Origin of the sequence: Hydrogenophaga sp. PML113 (genome assembly GCF_001777155.1) — a bacterium.
Lineage (GTDB): Bacteria > Pseudomonadota > Gammaproteobacteria > Burkholderiales > Burkholderiaceae_C > Hydrogenophaga > Hydrogenophaga borbori.
On sequence record NZ_MIYM01000001.1, the window covers coordinates 504,986 to 520,619 of the forward strand.

Here is a 15,634-nt window from a genome sequence, read left to right on the forward strand (position 1 = left end):
GCCCGTTCAGGGGCCGAAGAGAAACACGGCGGGCAGATCCAGTGGCAGGTCGGCCGCCAGCGCGGGCTCGCGCCGCCAATCCGCCACGCGCGCGCTGTGGATGGCTTGTGTGGGCAGCGCCAGCCCGCAGGCCACGGCCAGGCGCGTGCCCGGTTGCAGGGTGTCGATCAGCGCGCGCAGCAAGGCCGCGTTGCGGTAGGGCGTCTCGATCAGGATCTGCGCCTGGCCGCTGCGCGTGGCCAGGGCGTCGAGTTCGCGCAGGCGCTTGGTGCGCGTGGGCGGGTCCTGCGCCACGTAGCCCACGAAGGCGAAGTGCTGGCCATTGAGCCCGCTGCCCGCGAGCGCGAGCATCAGCGACACCGGCCCCACCAGTGGGCACACCCGCAGGCCCAGGGCGTGCGCCGCGCGCACCACGCCGCTGCCGGGGTCGGCGATGGCGGGCATGCCGGCCTCGCTGAGCAGGCCGATGCCATGGCCCTGCAGCGCGGGCGCGAGCCAGTCGCGCGCCGCCCGGTCGTCCTGCGTGTGGTCGCCGCGCTTGTGCGTTTGCCGGGGCAACTCCAGGATCTGCTGCTCCTGCAGCGGCGCGGCCAGGCCCACGGCGGCGTCCACGCGCTTGAGGAAGGCGCGCGCGCTCTTGGCGTTCTCGGCGATCCAGTGGGTGAGCCGGCCGGCCACGGCCAGGGTCTCTCCCGGCAGCAGCGCCCCCAGCGGGTCCACGGCCTCGGACACGCCGAAGTCCAGCGGCGTGGGCACCAGGTAGAGCGCGCCCGGCGTCATGGCAGGCGCACGCCGGCGGCGCGCAGCATCTGGCAGGTGCGAATCAGCGGCAGCCCCACCAGGGCGGTGGGGTCGTCGCTGTCGATGCGCTCGAGCAGGGCGATGCCCAGGCCTTCGCTCTTGGCGCTGCCGGCGCAGTCGTAGGGCTGTTCGGCGAGCAGGTAGCGCTCGATCTCGCCGTCGTCCAGCTCGCGGAACGCCACGCGCACGGGAGCGATGTCCTGGCGCTCGAAGCCGCTGGCGCGGCAGACCACGGCCAGGGCGGTCTGGAAGACCACGGTCTGCCCGCGCATGCGGCGCAGCTGCAGCACGGCGCGTTCGTGGGTGCCGGGTTTGCCCAGCGGCTCGCCGGTCAGATCGGCCACCTGGTCGCTGCCGATGACCACGGCCTCGGGAAAGCGTTCGGCCACGGCGCGTGCCTTGGCCAGGGCCAGGCGTTGGGCGAGGGCGGCGGGGGCCTCGCCGGGCCGCGGCGTTTCATCGACCTCGGGCGCGGCCACCTCGAACGGCAGGCCCAGGCGCTGCAGCAGCTCGCGTCGGTAGCGGGACGTCGATCCCAGGACCACGGCCCGGGCGGGGGAGGGGGTGTTGCTCATGGGCGTATTGTCGGGGCCTGCCTAGAATCGCCCGATGGCCAGCAAGCCCCCCGCTTCCGTTTTCAATCCGCAGCGCCTGGACGCGCTGCGCTTCGCCCAGGCCGGCGCCCGGCTCGAAGGCGATCCGCCGCTCACCGGTTTCGCGCGCCTCGCCGGTGACCTGCACCCGCCCGTCGACCCGAGCGAGCGCGTGCGCTGGCAGGCCCGGGGTGAGATGCGCGACGGGCCGACCGGCGGTGCCCCGCAGGCCTGGCTGCATCTGGAGGCACGCGCCCTCGTGCCCCTGACCTGCCAGCGCTGCCTGGCGCCGGTGCAGACCCCGGTGGAGGTGGACCGCTGGTTCCGTTTCGTGGCCGACGAGGCCACGGCCGAGGCGCTGGACGACGACAGCGAAGAGGACCTGCTCGCCTTGGAGCCACGGCCCAGCCTGGTCGAGCTGGTCGAGGACGAACTGATCCTGTCCCTGCCGCTGGTGCCCCTGCACGAGCGCTGCCCGCAGCCCCTGTCGGCGGCCGACGGGCCCGCCGGTGGCGAAAAGGCGCCGGGCAGTGAGCGCCCGCACCCCTTCGCGGCGCTGGCCAAGCTCAAGGGCCGGCCGTGAGGGGAGGCCATCCGCATCCGGATAACTCGGGCTATAATGCTTGGCTTTGCGCCAGGGCGGGCCTGAAAGGCCGGGCAGCGTGCGGTTTCCACCCCGTGTCCCAGCCGATGACGCCCTCGAGTCCTCACCAACGCCTTCCAGGAGCCCAACATGGCTGTCCAGCAAAACAAGAAATCGCCCTCCAAGCGGGGCATGCACCGTTCGCACAACGCACTGACCACCCCGGGCACCGCCGTCGAGCCCACCACGGGCGAAGTGCATCTGCGCCACCACATCAGCCCCAACGGCTTCTACCGCGGCCGCCAGGTGCTCAAGAACAAATCCGAAGCCTGATCCACGGGCTGCCCGCCGGGCGTGCGCGCGCGCGTCCGCTGGCCACGGAGACACGGGCCCGCATGCCGCATGCGGGCCTTTTTCATTAGAACGACGAGGTCGCCGCGAGCGTCCCGCAGGATGTCGAGATGATCACCATCGCCGTGGATTGCATGGGGGGAGACGTCGGGCCGGCCGTGACCATGCCCGCGGCCGAGGCCTTTCTGGCCAGCCACCCCCAGGCGCGCCTGCTGCTGGTGGGGCGCGCCGAGGACCTGCGCGACTGGTCCCGTCTCACGGCGCATGAGCGCTGCACCGTGGTGCCGGCCAGCGAGGTCGTGGACATGAGCGACCCGATCGAGGTCGCGCTGCGCCGCAAAAAGGATTCGTCCATGCGCGTGGCGGTCCAGCAGGTCAAGGACGGCCATGCGCAGGCCGCGGTCTCGGCCGGCAACACCGGTGCGCTGATGGCGATCTCGCGCTACCTGCTCAAGACGCTGGACGGCATCGAGCGCCCCGCCATCGCCACCCAGATGCCCAATGCGCGCGGCGGCGCCACCACCGTGCTCGACCTCGGCGCCAATGTCGACTGCTCCGCCGAGCACCTGCTGCAGTTCGCGGTGATGGGCTCGGCCCTGGTGGCCGCCGTCACCGGGCGCGACGACCCTTCGGTGGGCCTGCTCAACGTCGGCGAGGAGGTCATCAAGGGCAGCGACGTGATCAAGCAGGCGGGCCAGTTGCTGCGCCACGCCGCCACGGCGGGCGACCTGAACTTCCACGGCAACGTGGAGGGCAACGACATCTTCAAGGGCACCACCGACATCGTGGTGTGCGACGGCTTCGTGGGCAACGTGGCGCTCAAGGCGAGCGAGGGCGTGGCCTCGATGATCGGAGGCTTCATCCGCGAGGAGTTCACGCGCGGCCTGTGGCGCAAGCTGGCGGCCGTGGTGGCCATGCCGGTGCTCAACGCCATCCGCCAGCGCGCCGACCACCGCGTCTACAACGGCGCGGCCCTGCTGGGCCTGCAGGGCCTGGTGTTCAAGAGCCACGGCTCGGCCGACGCCTTCGCCTTCGAGCAAGCGCTGGCCCGCGCGTATGATGCCGCCTCCCGCGGCTTGCTGGACAACGTGAGACAACGCATTGCGCGTGCGCAGCCGCTGCTGTCGCCCGAGACGACCATCAGCGAGCGTGGCGGCATTCCGACCATCTGATTCCTCCGCATGAGCGCTTATTCCCGCATCACCGGCACGGGCAGCCATCTGCCGCCGCGCCGCCTGACCAACGACGACATGGTGGCCATGCTGGCGCCCAAGGGCATTGAGACCAGCGACCAGTGGATCATCGAGCGCACCGGCATCCGCGCGCGGCACTTCGCCGACGACGGCGTGTTCGCCAGCGACATGGGTGTGCTGGCGGCGCAGGCCGCGCTGGAAGCGGCCGGCCGCACGGCCAAGGACATCGACCTCATCATCGTCGCCACGTCCACGCCGGACATGGTGTTTCCGTCCACCGCCGCCATCGTCCAGCACAAGCTGGGCATCGCGGGTTGCCCGGCTTTCGACCTGCAGGCCGTGTGCAGCGGCTTCGTCTATGCCCTCACCGTGGCCGACGCGATGATCCGCGCCGGCACGGCGCGCAAGGCCCTGGTCATTGGCACCGAAGTGTTCTCGCGCCTGCTCGACTTCAACGACCGCACCACCTGCGTGCTGTTCGGCGACGGCGCGGGCGCCGTGGTGCTCGAGGCCTCCGACACGCCCGGCATCCTGGCGAGTGACCTGCACGCCGACGGCAAGCACGTGGGCATCCTGTGCGTGCCGGGGCACGTGTCGGGCGGCCAGGTCACGGGCCAGCCGCTGCTCAAAATGGATGGCCAGGCGGTCTTCCGGCTCGCGGTCACGGTGCTGGAGCGCGCCGCGCGCACCGTGCTGCACAAGGCCGGCCGCGTGGACACCGACATCGACTGGCTGATTCCGCACCAGGCCAACATCCGCATCATGCAGGGCACGGCGAAGAAGCTGCACCTGCCGCTGGAAAAGCTCGTCGCCACCGTGGACGAACACGGCAACACCTCGGCGGCCTCCATTCCGCTCGCCCTCGATCACGCAGTGCGTGGCGGCCGCGTGCGCCCGGGCGACACCGTGCTGCTCGAAGGGGTGGGCGGTGGCTTCACCTGGGGTGCGGTGCTGCTCGATTTTTGAACGAACGGACGGCGCCGCCGCCGCGCGCCGTCGCAGACAGCTGAACAGAATGAAACCGTTTGCCTTTGTCTTTCCCGGCCAGGGTTCCCAGTCCGTGGGCATGCTCGACGCCTGGGGTGACCACCCCGCCGTCGTCGACACCCTGCGCGAAGCGTCGGATGCCCTGGGCGAGGACGTCGGCCGGCTCATCAAGGAAGGCCCCAAGGAGGCTTTGGGCCTGACGACCAACACCCAGCCTGTGATGCTGGTGGCTGGCGTCGCTGCCTGGCGCGCCTGGCGCGCCGAGGGCGGCGAGCTGCCCGCCGCCGTGGCCGGCCATTCGCTGGGCGAGTACAGCGCGCTGGTCGCCGCCGAGGTGCTCACGCTGGCGGACGCCGCGCCGCTGGTGCGCTTTCGCGCCGCGGCCATGCAGGAGGCGGTGCCCGTCGGCGTCGGGGCGATGGCCGCGATCCTGGGCATGGACGCCGAGCGCGTGAAGGCCGGCTGCGCCGAGGCGCAGGCCACGTTCGGCGCGGGCAGCGCCGAGGTGGTGGAGGCCGTGAACTTCAACGACCCGGCACAAACCGTGATCGCGGGCAGCAAAGCCGCCGTCGACAAGGCCTGCGAGGTGCTCAAGGCCAACGGCGCCAAGCGCGCGCTGCCGCTGCCGGTGTCGGCGCCGTTCCACTCCAGCCTCATGAAGCCGGCCGCCGAGCGCCTGCGCGAGAAGCTGGCCAGCGTGGCGCTGGCGGTGCCGCGTTTTCCGCTCATCAACAACATCGACGTGGCGGTCGAGTCCGATGCCGACCGCATCCGCGACGCGCTGTACCGCCAGGCCTTCGGGCCGGTGCGCTGGGTCGAGTGCGTGCAGGCCATGCAGGCGCGCGGCATCGGTACCCTGATCGAATGCGGCCCTGGCAAGGTGCTGGCCGGCATGACCAAACGCATCGACGCCAGCATCCAGGGCGCCGCCCTGTACGACCCGGCCACGCTGGCCGAGGCCAAGGCCCTGCTGGCCTGAACCCGCCCATTCCAAAGAGGTCGATATGACGGATGTGAAATTCGCGGGCCAGGTGGCCCTGGTCACTGGCGCCTCGCGCGGCATCGGCGCGGCCATCGCGCACGAGCTCGCGCAACAGGGGCTGATCGTCATCGGCACCGCCACCAGCGGCGATGGCGCGGCCAAGATCGACGCCGCACTGAAGGCGGTGGGCGGGGCCGGCGCCGGCAGCCGCGGCGCGGTGCTCGACGTCAACGACGCCAAGGCCGCCGAAGCCCTCATCGACGAGATCGTCAAGGCGCACGGTGCGCTGCATGTCCTGGTCAACAACGCGGGCATCACGCGCGACATGCTGGCCATGCGCCTGAAGGACGAGGACTGGGACGCCGTGCTCGACACCAACCTCAAGGCCGTGTTCCGTCTCAGCCGCGCGGTCATCCGTCCCATGATGAAGCAGCGCTATGGCCGCATCATCAGCATCACCAGCGTCGTTGGCGCCTCGGGCAACCCGGGTCAGGCCAACTACGCCGCCGCCAAGGCCGGCCTGGCCGGCATGACGCGCGCGCTGGCGCGCGAGCTGGGCAGCCGCAACATCACCGTCAACTGCGTCGCGCCGGGCTTCATCGAGACCGACATGACCGCTTCGCTGCCCGAAGAGCAGCAGAAGGCCCTGCTGTCGCAGATTCCCCTGGGCCACCTCGGCAAACCCGCCGACATCGCGCACGCCGTGGCCTTCGTGGCCAGCCCGCGCGCGGCCTACATCACCGGCCAGGAACTGCACGTCAACGGCGGCATGTTCATGGCCTGATGTCCCTCGGGGTCCCGGCCCCGTCCCCCCGGCTAAAATGCCGCCCTGCATTCCAACCCACCCTTTGAGGGACCTATGAGCGATATCGAAGCACGCGTCAAGAAAATCATTGCCGAACAACTCGGCGTGGAAGAAGGTCAGGTCACCAGCGAAAAAGCCTTCGTGGCCGACTTGGGCGCCGACTCGCTGGACACGGTGGAACTCGTGATGGCCCTCGAAGACGAGTTCGGCATCGAGATCCCCGACGAAGAAGCCGAGAAGATCACCACGGTGCAGCACGCCATCGATTACGCGCTGAAGCACCAGAAAGCCTGATCGCCCCATGAGCCGTCGTCGCGTCGTCGTGACCGGCCTGGGTTGCATCAGCCCCGTGGGCAACACGGTGGCCGACTCCTGGGCCAATCTGTTGGCCGGGCGCTCCGGCATCTCCACGATCACCAAGTTCGACCCGTCGAACTTCGCGTGCCGCATCGCGGGAGAGGTCAAGGGGTTCGAGCTGGAGTCCTACATGAGCGCCAAGGAGGCGCGCACGATGGACACCTTCATCCATTACGGCATCGCCGCGGCCCACCAGGCCGTGATCGATTCCGGCCTGCCCACGGGCGAGGCATTGGGTGAGGAGGCCGCCACGCGGATCGGCTGCATCATCGGCTCGGGCATCGGTGGCTTGCCGCTGATCGAAGAAACCCATACCGAGCTGACCAACCGCGGGCCCCGCCGCATCTCGCCGTTCTTCGTGCCGGCCTCGATCATCAACATGATCTCGGGCCACGTGTCGATGCGCTTCGGCTTCAAGGGCCCCAACATCGCCATCGTGACGGCCTGCACCACGGGCCTGCACAGCATCGGCGAGGCGGCCCGCAAGATCGAGTACGGCGACGCCGACGTGATGGTGGCGGGCGGCTCGGAGGCCACGGTGTCGCCACTGGGCGTGGGCGGCTTTGCCGCGATGCGCGCCCTGTCGACCCGCAACGACGACCCCACCGCCGCCTCGCGACCTTGGGACAAGGACCGCGACGGCTTCGTGCTCGGCGAGGGCGCTGGCGTCATGGTGCTCGAAGAGTACGAACACGCCAAGGCGCGCGGCGCGAAGATCTACGCCGAGGTGGCGGGCTACGGCATGAGCGCCGACGCCGGCCACATGACCGCACCCAACATGGACGGCCCGCGCCGCGCCATGCTGAACGCCCTGCGCAACGCCGGCGTGAACGCCGACGAGGTCGACTACCTCAACGCGCACGGCACTTCCACGCCGCTGGGCGACATCAACGAGTCGAACGCCATCAAGGCCGCGCTGGGCGACCACGCCAAGCGCATGGTCGTGAGCTCCACCAAGTCCATGACCGGTCACCTGCTCGGTGGCGCCGGTGGCATCGAGAGCGTCTTCACGGTGATGGCCATCCATCAGCAGCAGATCCCGCCGACGATCAACATCGTCAACCAGGATCCCGAGTGCGATCTCGACTACTGCGCCAACACGGCGCGCGACCGCCAGGTGAACGTGGCGCTGAAGAACAACTTCGGCTTCGGCGGCACCAACGGTACCCTGGTGTTCAAGCGGGTCTGATCGTTTGACCACCCGGCCCGGCGCCCCATCGGTTGCCTATCCGGTGGGGCGTTGCCGTTTCTGGGGGCTGTCGCTGGCGGTCCTGGCGCTGGCCGTGGCCCTCTTGGCGGCCTGGATGGCGGCGTCCCTGGCGCTGAGTACCTGGCTGGCGCTGGCCGTGGCGGGCCTGGCCTGGATGGGCTGGGCCGCGCGCGTCGAGCGCCGCCTGGTCGTGGGCGTGCTGCGTTTCAGCGGTGCGCCGGGGCAGGGGGCGGCCTGGCGCTGGTCGCCGGACGGCTGCAGCGACGGCCTCGCGCTCGATGCCGTGCGGGTGGCGCTGGACCTGCAAAGCCGCGTCCTCTTGCAACTGAGGGGCTCTGCCGGCGCGCCGGTCTGGGTGTGGGTGGAGCGCGACCGGGCACCCGCCGACTGGCTGGCGCTGCGCCGCGCCCTGGTGTCCGATCGGCCGGTTTGACGCCCCGTCCGCGCCCCTGGAGGCGGTGGGGGCATGGGGTATAGTCCCGCGCGCATGACAACGGAAGACCACACCGCTCCGCCGCCGCCCGACAGCGACGTCATGCTGGTGCAACGCACCCTGGCCGGCGAGCGCCGCGCCTACGATCTGCTGGTCCTGAAGTACCAACGGCGCGTCGAGCGCCTCATCGGACGCATGGTGCGCGACAGCGACCTGGTCCAGGACATCGCCCAGGAAACCTTCATTCGCGCCTACCGCGCGCTGGCCCAGTTCCGGGGCGATGCCCAGTTCTACACCTGGCTGTACCGCATCGCCGTCAATACGGCGAAGAAGCAGCTGATGGAACTGAAACGCGATCCGCTGGTCTTCCAATCGCAGCTCAAGGGGGGGGAGGACGATGAAACTTCCGCTCCGGAGCGCGAACTAAACGCCAACGTAGCCGACACCGAGACGCCCGAGGCGGTGCTGGCCAGCAAGGAAATCGCCAACGCGGTCAACGCCGCGATGGAAGCCTTGCCCGAGGAACTGCGCATGGCCATCACCCTGCGCGAAATCGAGGGCCTGAGTTACGAAGAGATCGCCCAAGCACTCGAATGCCCCATTGGCACCGTGCGTTCCCGCATCTTCCGGGCGCGCGAAGCCATTTCGGCCCGCATCAAGCCCTTGCTCGACCGGCAGTCGGGCAAGCGCTGGTAAGAGGCCTGCCACGCTGAGGTCGCCGCCATGAACCAGCCCACTTCCTTCGATTCGGCCCACCCGGGCGCCGACCAGGTGTCGGCCCTGTGCGATGGCTACCTGGACGAGCGCGAAAGCGACGCCCTGTTCGCGCGCTGTCGCCTGGGCGACGAGGCCCTGGCGCAGTGGCGCGGCTACCAGCTCATCGGCGAGGTGCTGCGAGGCGATGGCGCGGCCCTGCCGGCCCGATCCCCCATGGATTTCCTGGCCGAGCTGAACCAGCGGCTCGACGCCGAGCACCAGCCCGCCGCGGACGCCGGGTCTCGGCCCGTGCGCGCGGTGCGTGGCGCGGCGGCGAACGACGCCTTGTTCCGCTGGAAGATGGTGTCGGGCCTGGCCAGCGTGGTGGCGGTCGCCGCCGTCGGCTGGACCGTGCTGGCCTCCGCGCCCAGTGGCCCGCAGGCGCCGGTGCTGGCCCAGGAGCGGGTGGCGCTGCCGCCCGCCACCCTGGCTTCGGCGCCGCCGCCGGCCGCGTCGGCCGGGGTCCCGTCCACGCGGCCGGTGGTGGTGTCCACCTCGCAGGGCCAGCTGATCCGCGACCCGGCGCTGGAGCGCCTGCTGTCCGAGCACCGCCAGCACGGCGGCATGTCGGCCTTCCAGACCTCGACCGGCTTCATCCGCAACGCCACCTACGACGCCGACGCCCGCTGATGGCCGCGCCCATGACGACCGCCGTTTTTCCCCCCGCCGTTCTGCCCTGCGCCCGTCGGCTTGGCGCGCCGCGGCTGCGCCGCTTCGGGGCCGCCCTGATCGTCTGGGCCTGTGCCGGTGGCTGGAGCGCGCCGGTGCTGGCCCAGGGGACCAGCGTGTCGCCGGGCGCGGGTTCCGCACGCAGCGTCACCGAATGGCTCTCGCGCATGCACCAGGCCTCGCTCCAGCGCTCGTACACCGGCACGCTGGTCGTCAGCTCCGGCAGCGCGATGTCGGCCTCCAAGATCTGGCATGTGTGCGACGGCACGCAGCAGATGGAGCGTGTGGAGACGCTCACCGGCGCGCCGCGCACCACCATCCGCCGCAACAGCGAGGTCATCACCTTCGAGCCGGAAACGCGCACCGCCATGGTCGAGAAGCGCGAATCGCTCGGCGTCTTTCCCGACATGCTGCGCACGCCGGCCAGCGCCATCGCGCAGTTCTACGGTGCCCGCGAAGTGGGCTACCAGCGCGTGGCGGGCCACATGGCCGACATGGTGGAGATCGTGCCTCGCGATGAGTGGCGCTTCGGCTACCGGATCTGGTCCGAGAAAAAGAGTGGCCTGATCGTGAAGCTGCAGACGCTGGGCGCCCAGGGCCAGGTGCTGGAGCAGGTGGCGTTCTCCGAACTGCAGCTCGACGCCCCCGTGAGCATGGACAAACTCGCGCGCCTCATGAAGGACACGCGCGGCTACGAGGTGATCAAGCCCGCGCTGCGCAAGACCACGCCGCAGGCCGAGGGCTGGCAGTTGAAGGAGTCCATCCCGGGCTTCACCGCCATGAGCTGCCACACGCGCGAAGTGCCCGGCGGCCCCCTGCCGGCGGGCCAGGCCCCCATGCAGTGGGTGTTCTCCGATGGGTTGGCGTCCGTGTCGCTGTTCGTCGAGCCCTTCGACCCGCAGCGCCACGGCAACGAGGAGCAGCAGGTGGCCATGGGGGCCACCCACTCCGTCAGCCGCCGTGTCGGCGACCATTGGGTGACCGCCCTGGGCGAGGTGCCTCCCGCCACCCTGAAACGTTTCGCCGACGCCTTGGAGCGCATCCGCTGAGACCGCCCTTGATCGACCACCGAAGAAAGCCGCCGATGTCCGCTGCCCGACTCCGTCCTTCCCTGCAAGCCCTGGCCCTGGCCGCCGCCTTCGGTGCGGCCGGATCCCTGGCTTTGTTCACGCCCACCCCCTCGCTCGCCCAGGCGGCCGCGACCAATGCGCGCGGCCTGCCGGATTTCACCGACCTCGTCGACCTGGTCGGCCCGTCGGTGGTCAACATCCGCACGCTCGAGCGCGCCGCGGCGCGCGGCAATGCCGAGGGCGGCCCCGACGAGGAGATGCTGGAGTTCTTCCGCCGCTTCGGCATCCCCATCCCGCCGGGCGTGACGCCGCGCGGCCCGCGGCAGGGCCCGCCGTCCGACGAGGCGCGTCCGCGCGGCGTGGGTTCGGGCTTCGTGCTCAGCGCCGACGGCTTCATCATGACCAACGCCCATGTCGTGGACGGCGCCGATGAGCTGATCGTCACGCTGGCGGACAAGCGCGAATTCAAGGCGCGCATCGTCGGTGCCGATGCGCGCACCGACGTGGCGGTGGTGAAGATCGAGGCCACCGGTCTGGTGCCGGTGAAGGTGGGCGACATCAACCGCCTGCGCGTGGGCGAATGGGTGATGGCGATCGGCTCGCCCTTTGGCCTGGAGAACACCGTCACGGCCGGCATCGTGAGCGCCAAGCAGCGCGACACGGGCGACTACCTGCCCTTCATCCAGACCGACGTGGCCATCAACCCGGGCAACTCGGGTGGGCCGCTGATCAACATGCGCGGCGAGGTCGTGGGCATCAACAGCCAGATCTACTCGCGCTCGGGCGGCTTCCAGGGCATTTCCTTCGCCATTCCCATCGACGAGGCCGTGCGCGTGTCCAACGAGCTGCGCGCCAGCGGGCGCGTCACGCGCGGGCGCATCGGCGTGCGCATCGACCAGGTGGGCAAGGAGGTGGCCGAGTCGCTGGGCATGGCGCAGCCCAAGGGCGCGCTGGTGCGTGGCGTTGAGCCCGATTCGCCGGCCGCGAAGGCGGGCGTCGAGCCGGGCGACATCATCCTCAAGTTCGATGGCAAGGAGATCGACAAGTCGGTTGACCTGCCGCGCCTGGTGGGCAACACCAAGCCGGGCACGCGCAGCACCATGACGGTGTTGCGCCGGGGCAGCCAGCGCGAGCTGAATGTGGTCATCGCCGAACTCGAGCCTGAGCGCCCCGAGGCGCGTGCCGCCGCCCCCGAGCCCAAGCCGGTGCCGAGCAACAACGCGACGCAGTCGCTGGGCCTGACGCTGGCCGAACTCGGCGCGGACGACGCCAAGGCGCTCAAGGTCAAGGGCGGCGTTCGCGTGATCGGTGTCGCCGGGCCCGCCACCCGGGCCGGCCTGCGCGAAGGCGACGTGATCGTGGCGGTGGCCAACACCGAAGTGTCTTCGGTCAAGGACGTGGAGGCGGTGCTCGCCAAGCTGGACAAGTCCAAGCCGGTGAATCTGCTGCTGCGCCGGGGCGAATGGGCCCAATACGCGGTGGTGCGGCCGCAGGCCCGGTGACGGGCCCGGGTGTGGAACGCCTTTCGGGTGGCTTGGGCCAATAACCCCCGCCCGTCCCCGGGCATCGGCGCCGTCCGTCGCCGGGTGTTTCGGGGATGCGACGCCCTCCCGAGCCCGTCCGGCGGGTCGGTTAATAGATAAGTTAGTGAGCACCAACAGGAATTCGGCCAGTCTTGACCGGATTCGATAAAATCCCGCGCGTTGTTGACGGATTGAAGCCGGCGCGCGAGCACCCAATTCACGATGCGGGAGCCCAGTCGCTCCCGGTGGTCCTTGATCCACAGCCGTTGCACAGCTTGTACCCAGAGCTTGTGGATAAGCTGTAAACAACTGCCCTGTTGCGGCCCGGCGACAGGGTCGGGAAGCTTGGTGGCGGCTGTCTGCGGGGGGCTTTTTGCCTACAATGAAACCCCAACTATCGCAGTTGCCATTGATTGTTGGTTACGGGCGCGTCAGCAGCTGACGCGCCCTTTTTTATGGTCGCGCGCCCTGGCCCGGCGCGCGATGAACATGGTCCCTGGCCCGGCCTTCCGATGAACCACATCCGCAATTTCTCGATCATCGCGCACATCGATCACGGCAAATCGACGCTCGCGGATCGCATCATCTCCCGCTGCGGCGGCCTCTCCGATCGTGAGATGAGCGAGCAGGTGCTCGACTCCATGGACATCGAGAAGGAGCGCGGCATCACCATCAAGGCGCAGACGGCCGCGCTGCAGTACAAGGCGCGCGACGGCCGCGTCTACAACCTGAACCTGATCGACACCCCAGGCCACGTGGACTTCTCGTATGAGGTCTCGCGTTCCCTGTCGGCCTGCGAGGGCGCCTTGCTGGTGGTGGACGCCAGCCAGGGCGTGGAGGCCCAGACGGTGGCCAACTGCTACACCGCTCTCGACCTCGGCGTGGAGGTGCTGCCAGTCCTGAACAAGATGGACCTGCCGAACGCCGACCCCGAGAACGCCAAGAGCGAAATCGAGGACGTGATCGGCATCGACGCGAGCGACGCCATCCCGTGTTCGGCCAAGACGGGCATGGGGGTCGAGGACATCCTGGAGGCCGTGGTGGCCAAGGTGCCGGCGCCGCGCGGCAACCCGGACGCCCCTCTGCGCGCCATGATCATCGACAGCTGGTACGACGCCTACGTGGGCGTGGTGATGCTGGTCCGGGTGGTGGATGGTCGCCTGCTCAAGGGCGAGCGCTTCAAGCTCATGGCCACCAACGCGGCCTACAACGCCGACAACCTGGGCGTATTCACGCCGGCCACCCAGCCCCGCGACTCGCTGGAAGCGGGGGAGGTGGGCTACATCATCGCCGGCATCAAGGAGCTCGCGGCCGCCAAGGTGGGCGACACCGTGACGCTGGAAAAGAAGCTGCCCAACAACGCCGGCCCGGCGGAGCGACCGCTGCCCGGCTTCAAGGAGGTGCAGCCGCAGGTGTTCGCCGGCCTGTACCCCACCGAGGCCAACCAGTACGACGCCCTGCGCGACGCCCTGGAGAAGCTCAAGCTCAACGACGCCTCGCTGCACTACGAGCCCGAGGTGTCGCAGGCCCTGGGTTTCGGCTTCCGCTGCGGCTTCCTGGGCCTGCTGCACATGGAGATCGTGCAGGAGCGCCTGGAGCGCGAGTTCGACCAGGACCTCATCACCACCGCGCCCAGCGTGGTCTACCAGGTGGTCAAGGGCGACGGCGAGGTGCTGATGGTGGAGAACCCCTCCAAGATGCCCGACCCCGGCCGCATCGAAGAGATCCGCGAGCCCATCGTCACCGTGCACCTGTACATGCCGCAGGAGTACGTGGGTCCGGTCATGACCCTGGCCAATCAGAAGCGCGGCGTGCAGATCAACATGGCCTACCACGGCAAGCAGGTCATGCTGACCTACGAACTGCCGCTGGGCGAGATCGTGCTGGACTTCTTCGACAAACTCAAATCCGTCAGCCGCGGCTACGCCAGCATGGACTACGAGTTCAAGGAGTACCGCCGCTCCGACGTGGTCAAGGTCGACATCCTGCTCAACGGCGAGAAGGTCGATGCCCTGTCGATCATCGTGCACCGCAGCCAGGCGCAGTACCGTGGCCGCGCGGTGGCAGCCAAGATGCGCGAGATCATCAGCCGACAGATGTTCGACGTGGCGATCCAGGCGGCCATCGGGGGCAACGTCATCGCGCGCGAAACCATCAAGGCGCTGCGCAAGAACGTGCTGGCAAAATGCTACGGTGGTGACATCACCCGCAAACGCAAACTGCTCGAAAAACAGAAAGCTGGCAAAAAACGCATGAAACAGATCGGCTCCGTCGAAGTGCCCCAGGAAGCGTTCCTGGCCATCCTGCAGGTGCAAGATTGATGAAGTCCGCGATGGGTGCGGTCACGGGGATCATCCTCGCGGCGTTCGGGCTCTATGCCGTGGCCTGGTACATGGGCGCGGTCGAGGGCAATTTCTCCCTGCTGCTGCTGCTGGCGACGCTCGTCACCGGCGTCTACTGGGTGATCGACAAGTTGGTCTTCCTGCCGCAGCGCCGCCGTGCGGCCGACCAGCTCGTGGTGGAGCACCACCAGCGCAAGGAGGCCCTGGCCAAGCAGGGCTTCAGCCAGATCGAGGGCGACATCGAACCGGCGCGGCAGCGGGCGCTGGCCCAGCCCTGGTGGCTGGATTGGACGGCGGGCCTGTTCCCGGTGATCCTGGCCGTTTTCGTGCTGCGCTCCTTCCTGTTCGAGCCCTTCAAGATTCCCTCGGGCTCCATGATCCCCACCCTGCGCGTGGGCGACCTGATCCTGGTGAACAAGTACCACTACGGCATCCGCCTGCCCGTGGTCAACACCAAGGTCTGGGACAACCAGGCGCCGCAGCGCGGCGACGTGGTCGTCTTCCGCTACCCGCCCAAGCCCAGCCTGGACTACATCAAGCGCGTGATCGGCCTGCCCGGTGACGAGGTGGCCTACCTGAACAAGCAGCTCACGGTGAACGGCCAGCCCGTGCCGCGGGTGGCGCAGCCCGACTTCTTCGACAAGGACTCGATGCGCTACGCCAAGCAATGGCAGGAAAGCCTGGGCGGCAAGCAGTACAACACCCTCAACGAGGACAACCGCCCGGCCTTCGTCGACGGTGCCACCCAGTTCCCCTTCGCCGAGAACTGCCGCTACAGCGTGGAGGGCGCGGTCTGCAAGGTGCCGGCCGGGCATTACTTCATGATGGGCGACAATCGCGACAATTCGCTCGACTCGCGGTATTGGGGCTTTGTGCCCGAAGCGAATATCGTGGGCAAGGCCTTCCTGGTCTGGATGAATTTCGGCGACCTCGGTCGCATCGGACGATTCGAGTAAGAGCGAACCCTGAGGAGGAGCGC

Annotated in this window: 17 protein-coding genes; 15 read left to right on the top strand and 2 right to left on the bottom strand. The window is 69.2% G+C overall.

Features of this window, described 5'->3' with window-relative positions:
* Positions 1-6: 6 nt before the first annotated feature.
* Complete coding sequence (locus tag BHU06_RS02310) at positions 7-780, bottom strand: SAM-dependent methyltransferase (protein ID WP_070397512.1); 774 nt, start codon at positions 778-780, stop codon at positions 7-9.
* Complete coding sequence (locus tag BHU06_RS02315) at positions 777-1,376, bottom strand: Maf family nucleotide pyrophosphatase (RefSeq protein WP_070397513.1); 600 nt, start codon at positions 1,374-1,376, stop codon at positions 777-779. Before BHU06_RS02315 ends, BHU06_RS02310 begins: the two co-directional genes overlap by 4 nt.
* A gap of 34 nt (positions 1,377-1,410) precedes the next feature.
* Here BHU06_RS02315 and BHU06_RS02320 point away from each other — a divergent pair, with 34 nt between their 5' ends.
* The 15 genes from BHU06_RS02320 (at position 1,411) to lepB (ending at position 15,611) form a co-directional block, all read left to right on the top strand.
* The gene (locus BHU06_RS02320) at positions 1,411-1,977 is read left to right on the top strand and encodes a DUF177 domain-containing protein (RefSeq protein WP_070397514.1); all 567 of its coding nucleotides are present in this window, start codon (positions 1,411-1,413) and stop codon (positions 1,975-1,977) included.
* A 150-nt stretch (positions 1,978-2,127) separates the two neighbouring features.
* On the top strand, positions 2,128-2,310 hold the full coding sequence (gene rpmF / locus BHU06_RS02325) for a 50S ribosomal protein L32 (protein WP_009518787.1): 183 nt from the start codon (positions 2,128-2,130) through the stop codon (positions 2,308-2,310).
* A gap of 128 nt (positions 2,311-2,438) precedes the next feature.
* Positions 2,439-3,500 carry a phosphate acyltransferase PlsX gene (gene plsX, locus BHU06_RS02330; protein ID WP_070397515.1) on the top strand — a complete coding sequence of 354 codons (1,062 nt, stop codon included), beginning with the start codon at positions 2,439-2,441 and terminating at the stop codon, positions 3,498-3,500.
* A 9-nt stretch (positions 3,501-3,509) separates the two neighbouring features.
* Positions 3,510-4,487: a beta-ketoacyl-ACP synthase III gene (locus BHU06_RS02335; RefSeq protein ID WP_070397516.1), complete on the top strand. Its 978-nt coding sequence runs from the start codon at positions 3,510-3,512 to the stop codon at positions 4,485-4,487.
* A gap of 49 nt (positions 4,488-4,536) precedes the next feature.
* Positions 4,537-5,487: an ACP S-malonyltransferase gene (fabD, locus tag BHU06_RS02340; protein ID WP_070397517.1), complete on the top strand. Its 951-nt coding sequence runs from the start codon at positions 4,537-4,539 to the stop codon at positions 5,485-5,487.
* Between the two features lie 25 nt (positions 5,488-5,512).
* Entirely contained in the window at positions 5,513-6,274 is a 762-nt protein-coding gene (gene fabG, locus BHU06_RS02345) for a 3-oxoacyl-ACP reductase FabG (protein ID WP_070397518.1), read from the top strand.
* A 75-nt stretch (positions 6,275-6,349) separates the two neighbouring features.
* A complete protein-coding gene (gene acpP / locus BHU06_RS02350) occupies positions 6,350-6,589 on the top strand; it encodes an acyl carrier protein (protein ID WP_070397519.1) in 240 nt (79 codons plus the stop codon).
* Positions 6,590-6,596: 7 nt separating this feature from the next.
* Positions 6,597-7,841 (top strand): beta-ketoacyl-ACP synthase II, encoded by a 1,245-nt coding sequence (gene fabF / locus BHU06_RS02355; RefSeq protein WP_070397520.1) that lies wholly within the window; start codon positions 6,597-6,599, stop codon positions 7,839-7,841.
* Between the two features lie 43 nt (positions 7,842-7,884).
* The gene (locus BHU06_RS02360; RefSeq protein WP_070397521.1) at positions 7,885-8,295 is read left to right on the top strand and encodes a hypothetical protein; all 411 of its coding nucleotides are present in this window, start codon (positions 7,885-7,887) and stop codon (positions 8,293-8,295) included.
* A gap of 54 nt (positions 8,296-8,349) precedes the next feature.
* Positions 8,350-8,991, top strand: a complete 642-nt coding sequence (gene rpoE / locus BHU06_RS02365; RefSeq protein WP_070397522.1) for an RNA polymerase sigma factor RpoE — start codon at positions 8,350-8,352, stop codon at positions 8,989-8,991.
* Between the two features lie 27 nt (positions 8,992-9,018).
* Complete coding sequence (locus tag BHU06_RS02370; RefSeq protein ID WP_070397523.1) at positions 9,019-9,681, top strand: sigma-E factor negative regulatory protein; 663 nt, start codon at positions 9,019-9,021, stop codon at positions 9,679-9,681.
* Between the two features lie 11 nt (positions 9,682-9,692).
* A complete protein-coding gene (locus BHU06_RS02375; protein WP_239478162.1) occupies positions 9,693-10,769 on the top strand; it encodes a MucB/RseB C-terminal domain-containing protein in 1,077 nt (358 codons plus the stop codon).
* A 35-nt stretch (positions 10,770-10,804) separates the two neighbouring features.
* Entirely contained in the window at positions 10,805-12,292 is a 1,488-nt protein-coding gene (locus BHU06_RS02380) for a Do family serine endopeptidase (RefSeq protein WP_070397525.1), read from the top strand.
* A 533-nt stretch (positions 12,293-12,825) separates the two neighbouring features.
* Positions 12,826-14,634 (top strand): translation elongation factor 4, encoded by a 1,809-nt coding sequence (gene lepA / locus BHU06_RS02385; protein ID WP_070397526.1) that lies wholly within the window; start codon positions 12,826-12,828, stop codon positions 14,632-14,634.
* Positions 14,634-15,611: a signal peptidase I gene (lepB, locus tag BHU06_RS02390; RefSeq protein WP_070397527.1), complete on the top strand. Its 978-nt coding sequence runs from the start codon at positions 14,634-14,636 to the stop codon at positions 15,609-15,611. Before lepA ends, lepB begins: the two co-directional genes overlap by 1 nt.
* The last annotated feature ends 23 nt before the right edge of the window (positions 15,612-15,634 follow it).

Bases quoted from the DNA above. Each gene is read 5' to 3' on its own strand.
- BHU06_RS02310 (WP_070397512.1), bottom strand. From the start codon at position 780: ATGACGCCGGGCGCGCTCTACCTGGTGCCCACGCCGCTGGACTTCGGC.
- BHU06_RS02315 (WP_070397513.1), bottom strand. From the start codon at position 1,376: ATGAGCAACACCCCCTCCCCCGCCCGGGCCGTGGTCCTGGGATCGACG.
- BHU06_RS02320 (WP_070397514.1), top strand. From the start codon at position 1,411: ATGGCCAGCAAGCCCCCCGCTTCCGTTTTCAATCCGCAGCGCCTGGAC.
- rpmF (WP_009518787.1), top strand. From the start codon at position 2,128: ATGGCTGTCCAGCAAAACAAGAAATCGCCCTCCAAGCGGGGCATGCAC.
- plsX (WP_070397515.1), top strand. From the start codon at position 2,439: ATGATCACCATCGCCGTGGATTGCATGGGGGGAGACGTCGGGCCGGCC.
- BHU06_RS02335 (WP_070397516.1), top strand. From the start codon at position 3,510: ATGAGCGCTTATTCCCGCATCACCGGCACGGGCAGCCATCTGCCGCCG.
- fabD (WP_070397517.1), top strand. From the start codon at position 4,537: ATGAAACCGTTTGCCTTTGTCTTTCCCGGCCAGGGTTCCCAGTCCGTG.
- fabG (WP_070397518.1), top strand. From the start codon at position 5,513: ATGACGGATGTGAAATTCGCGGGCCAGGTGGCCCTGGTCACTGGCGCC.
- acpP (WP_070397519.1), top strand. From the start codon at position 6,350: ATGAGCGATATCGAAGCACGCGTCAAGAAAATCATTGCCGAACAACTC.
- fabF (WP_070397520.1), top strand. From the start codon at position 6,597: ATGAGCCGTCGTCGCGTCGTCGTGACCGGCCTGGGTTGCATCAGCCCC.
- rpoE (WP_070397522.1), top strand. From the start codon at position 8,350: ATGACAACGGAAGACCACACCGCTCCGCCGCCGCCCGACAGCGACGTC.
- BHU06_RS02370 (WP_070397523.1), top strand. From the start codon at position 9,019: ATGAACCAGCCCACTTCCTTCGATTCGGCCCACCCGGGCGCCGACCAG.
- BHU06_RS02375 (WP_239478162.1), top strand. From the start codon at position 9,693: ATGACGACCGCCGTTTTTCCCCCCGCCGTTCTGCCCTGCGCCCGTCGG.
- BHU06_RS02380 (WP_070397525.1), top strand. From the start codon at position 10,805: ATGTCCGCTGCCCGACTCCGTCCTTCCCTGCAAGCCCTGGCCCTGGCC.
- lepA (WP_070397526.1), top strand. From the start codon at position 12,826: ATGAACCACATCCGCAATTTCTCGATCATCGCGCACATCGATCACGGC.
- lepB (WP_070397527.1), top strand. From the start codon at position 14,634: ATGAAGTCCGCGATGGGTGCGGTCACGGGGATCATCCTCGCGGCGTTC.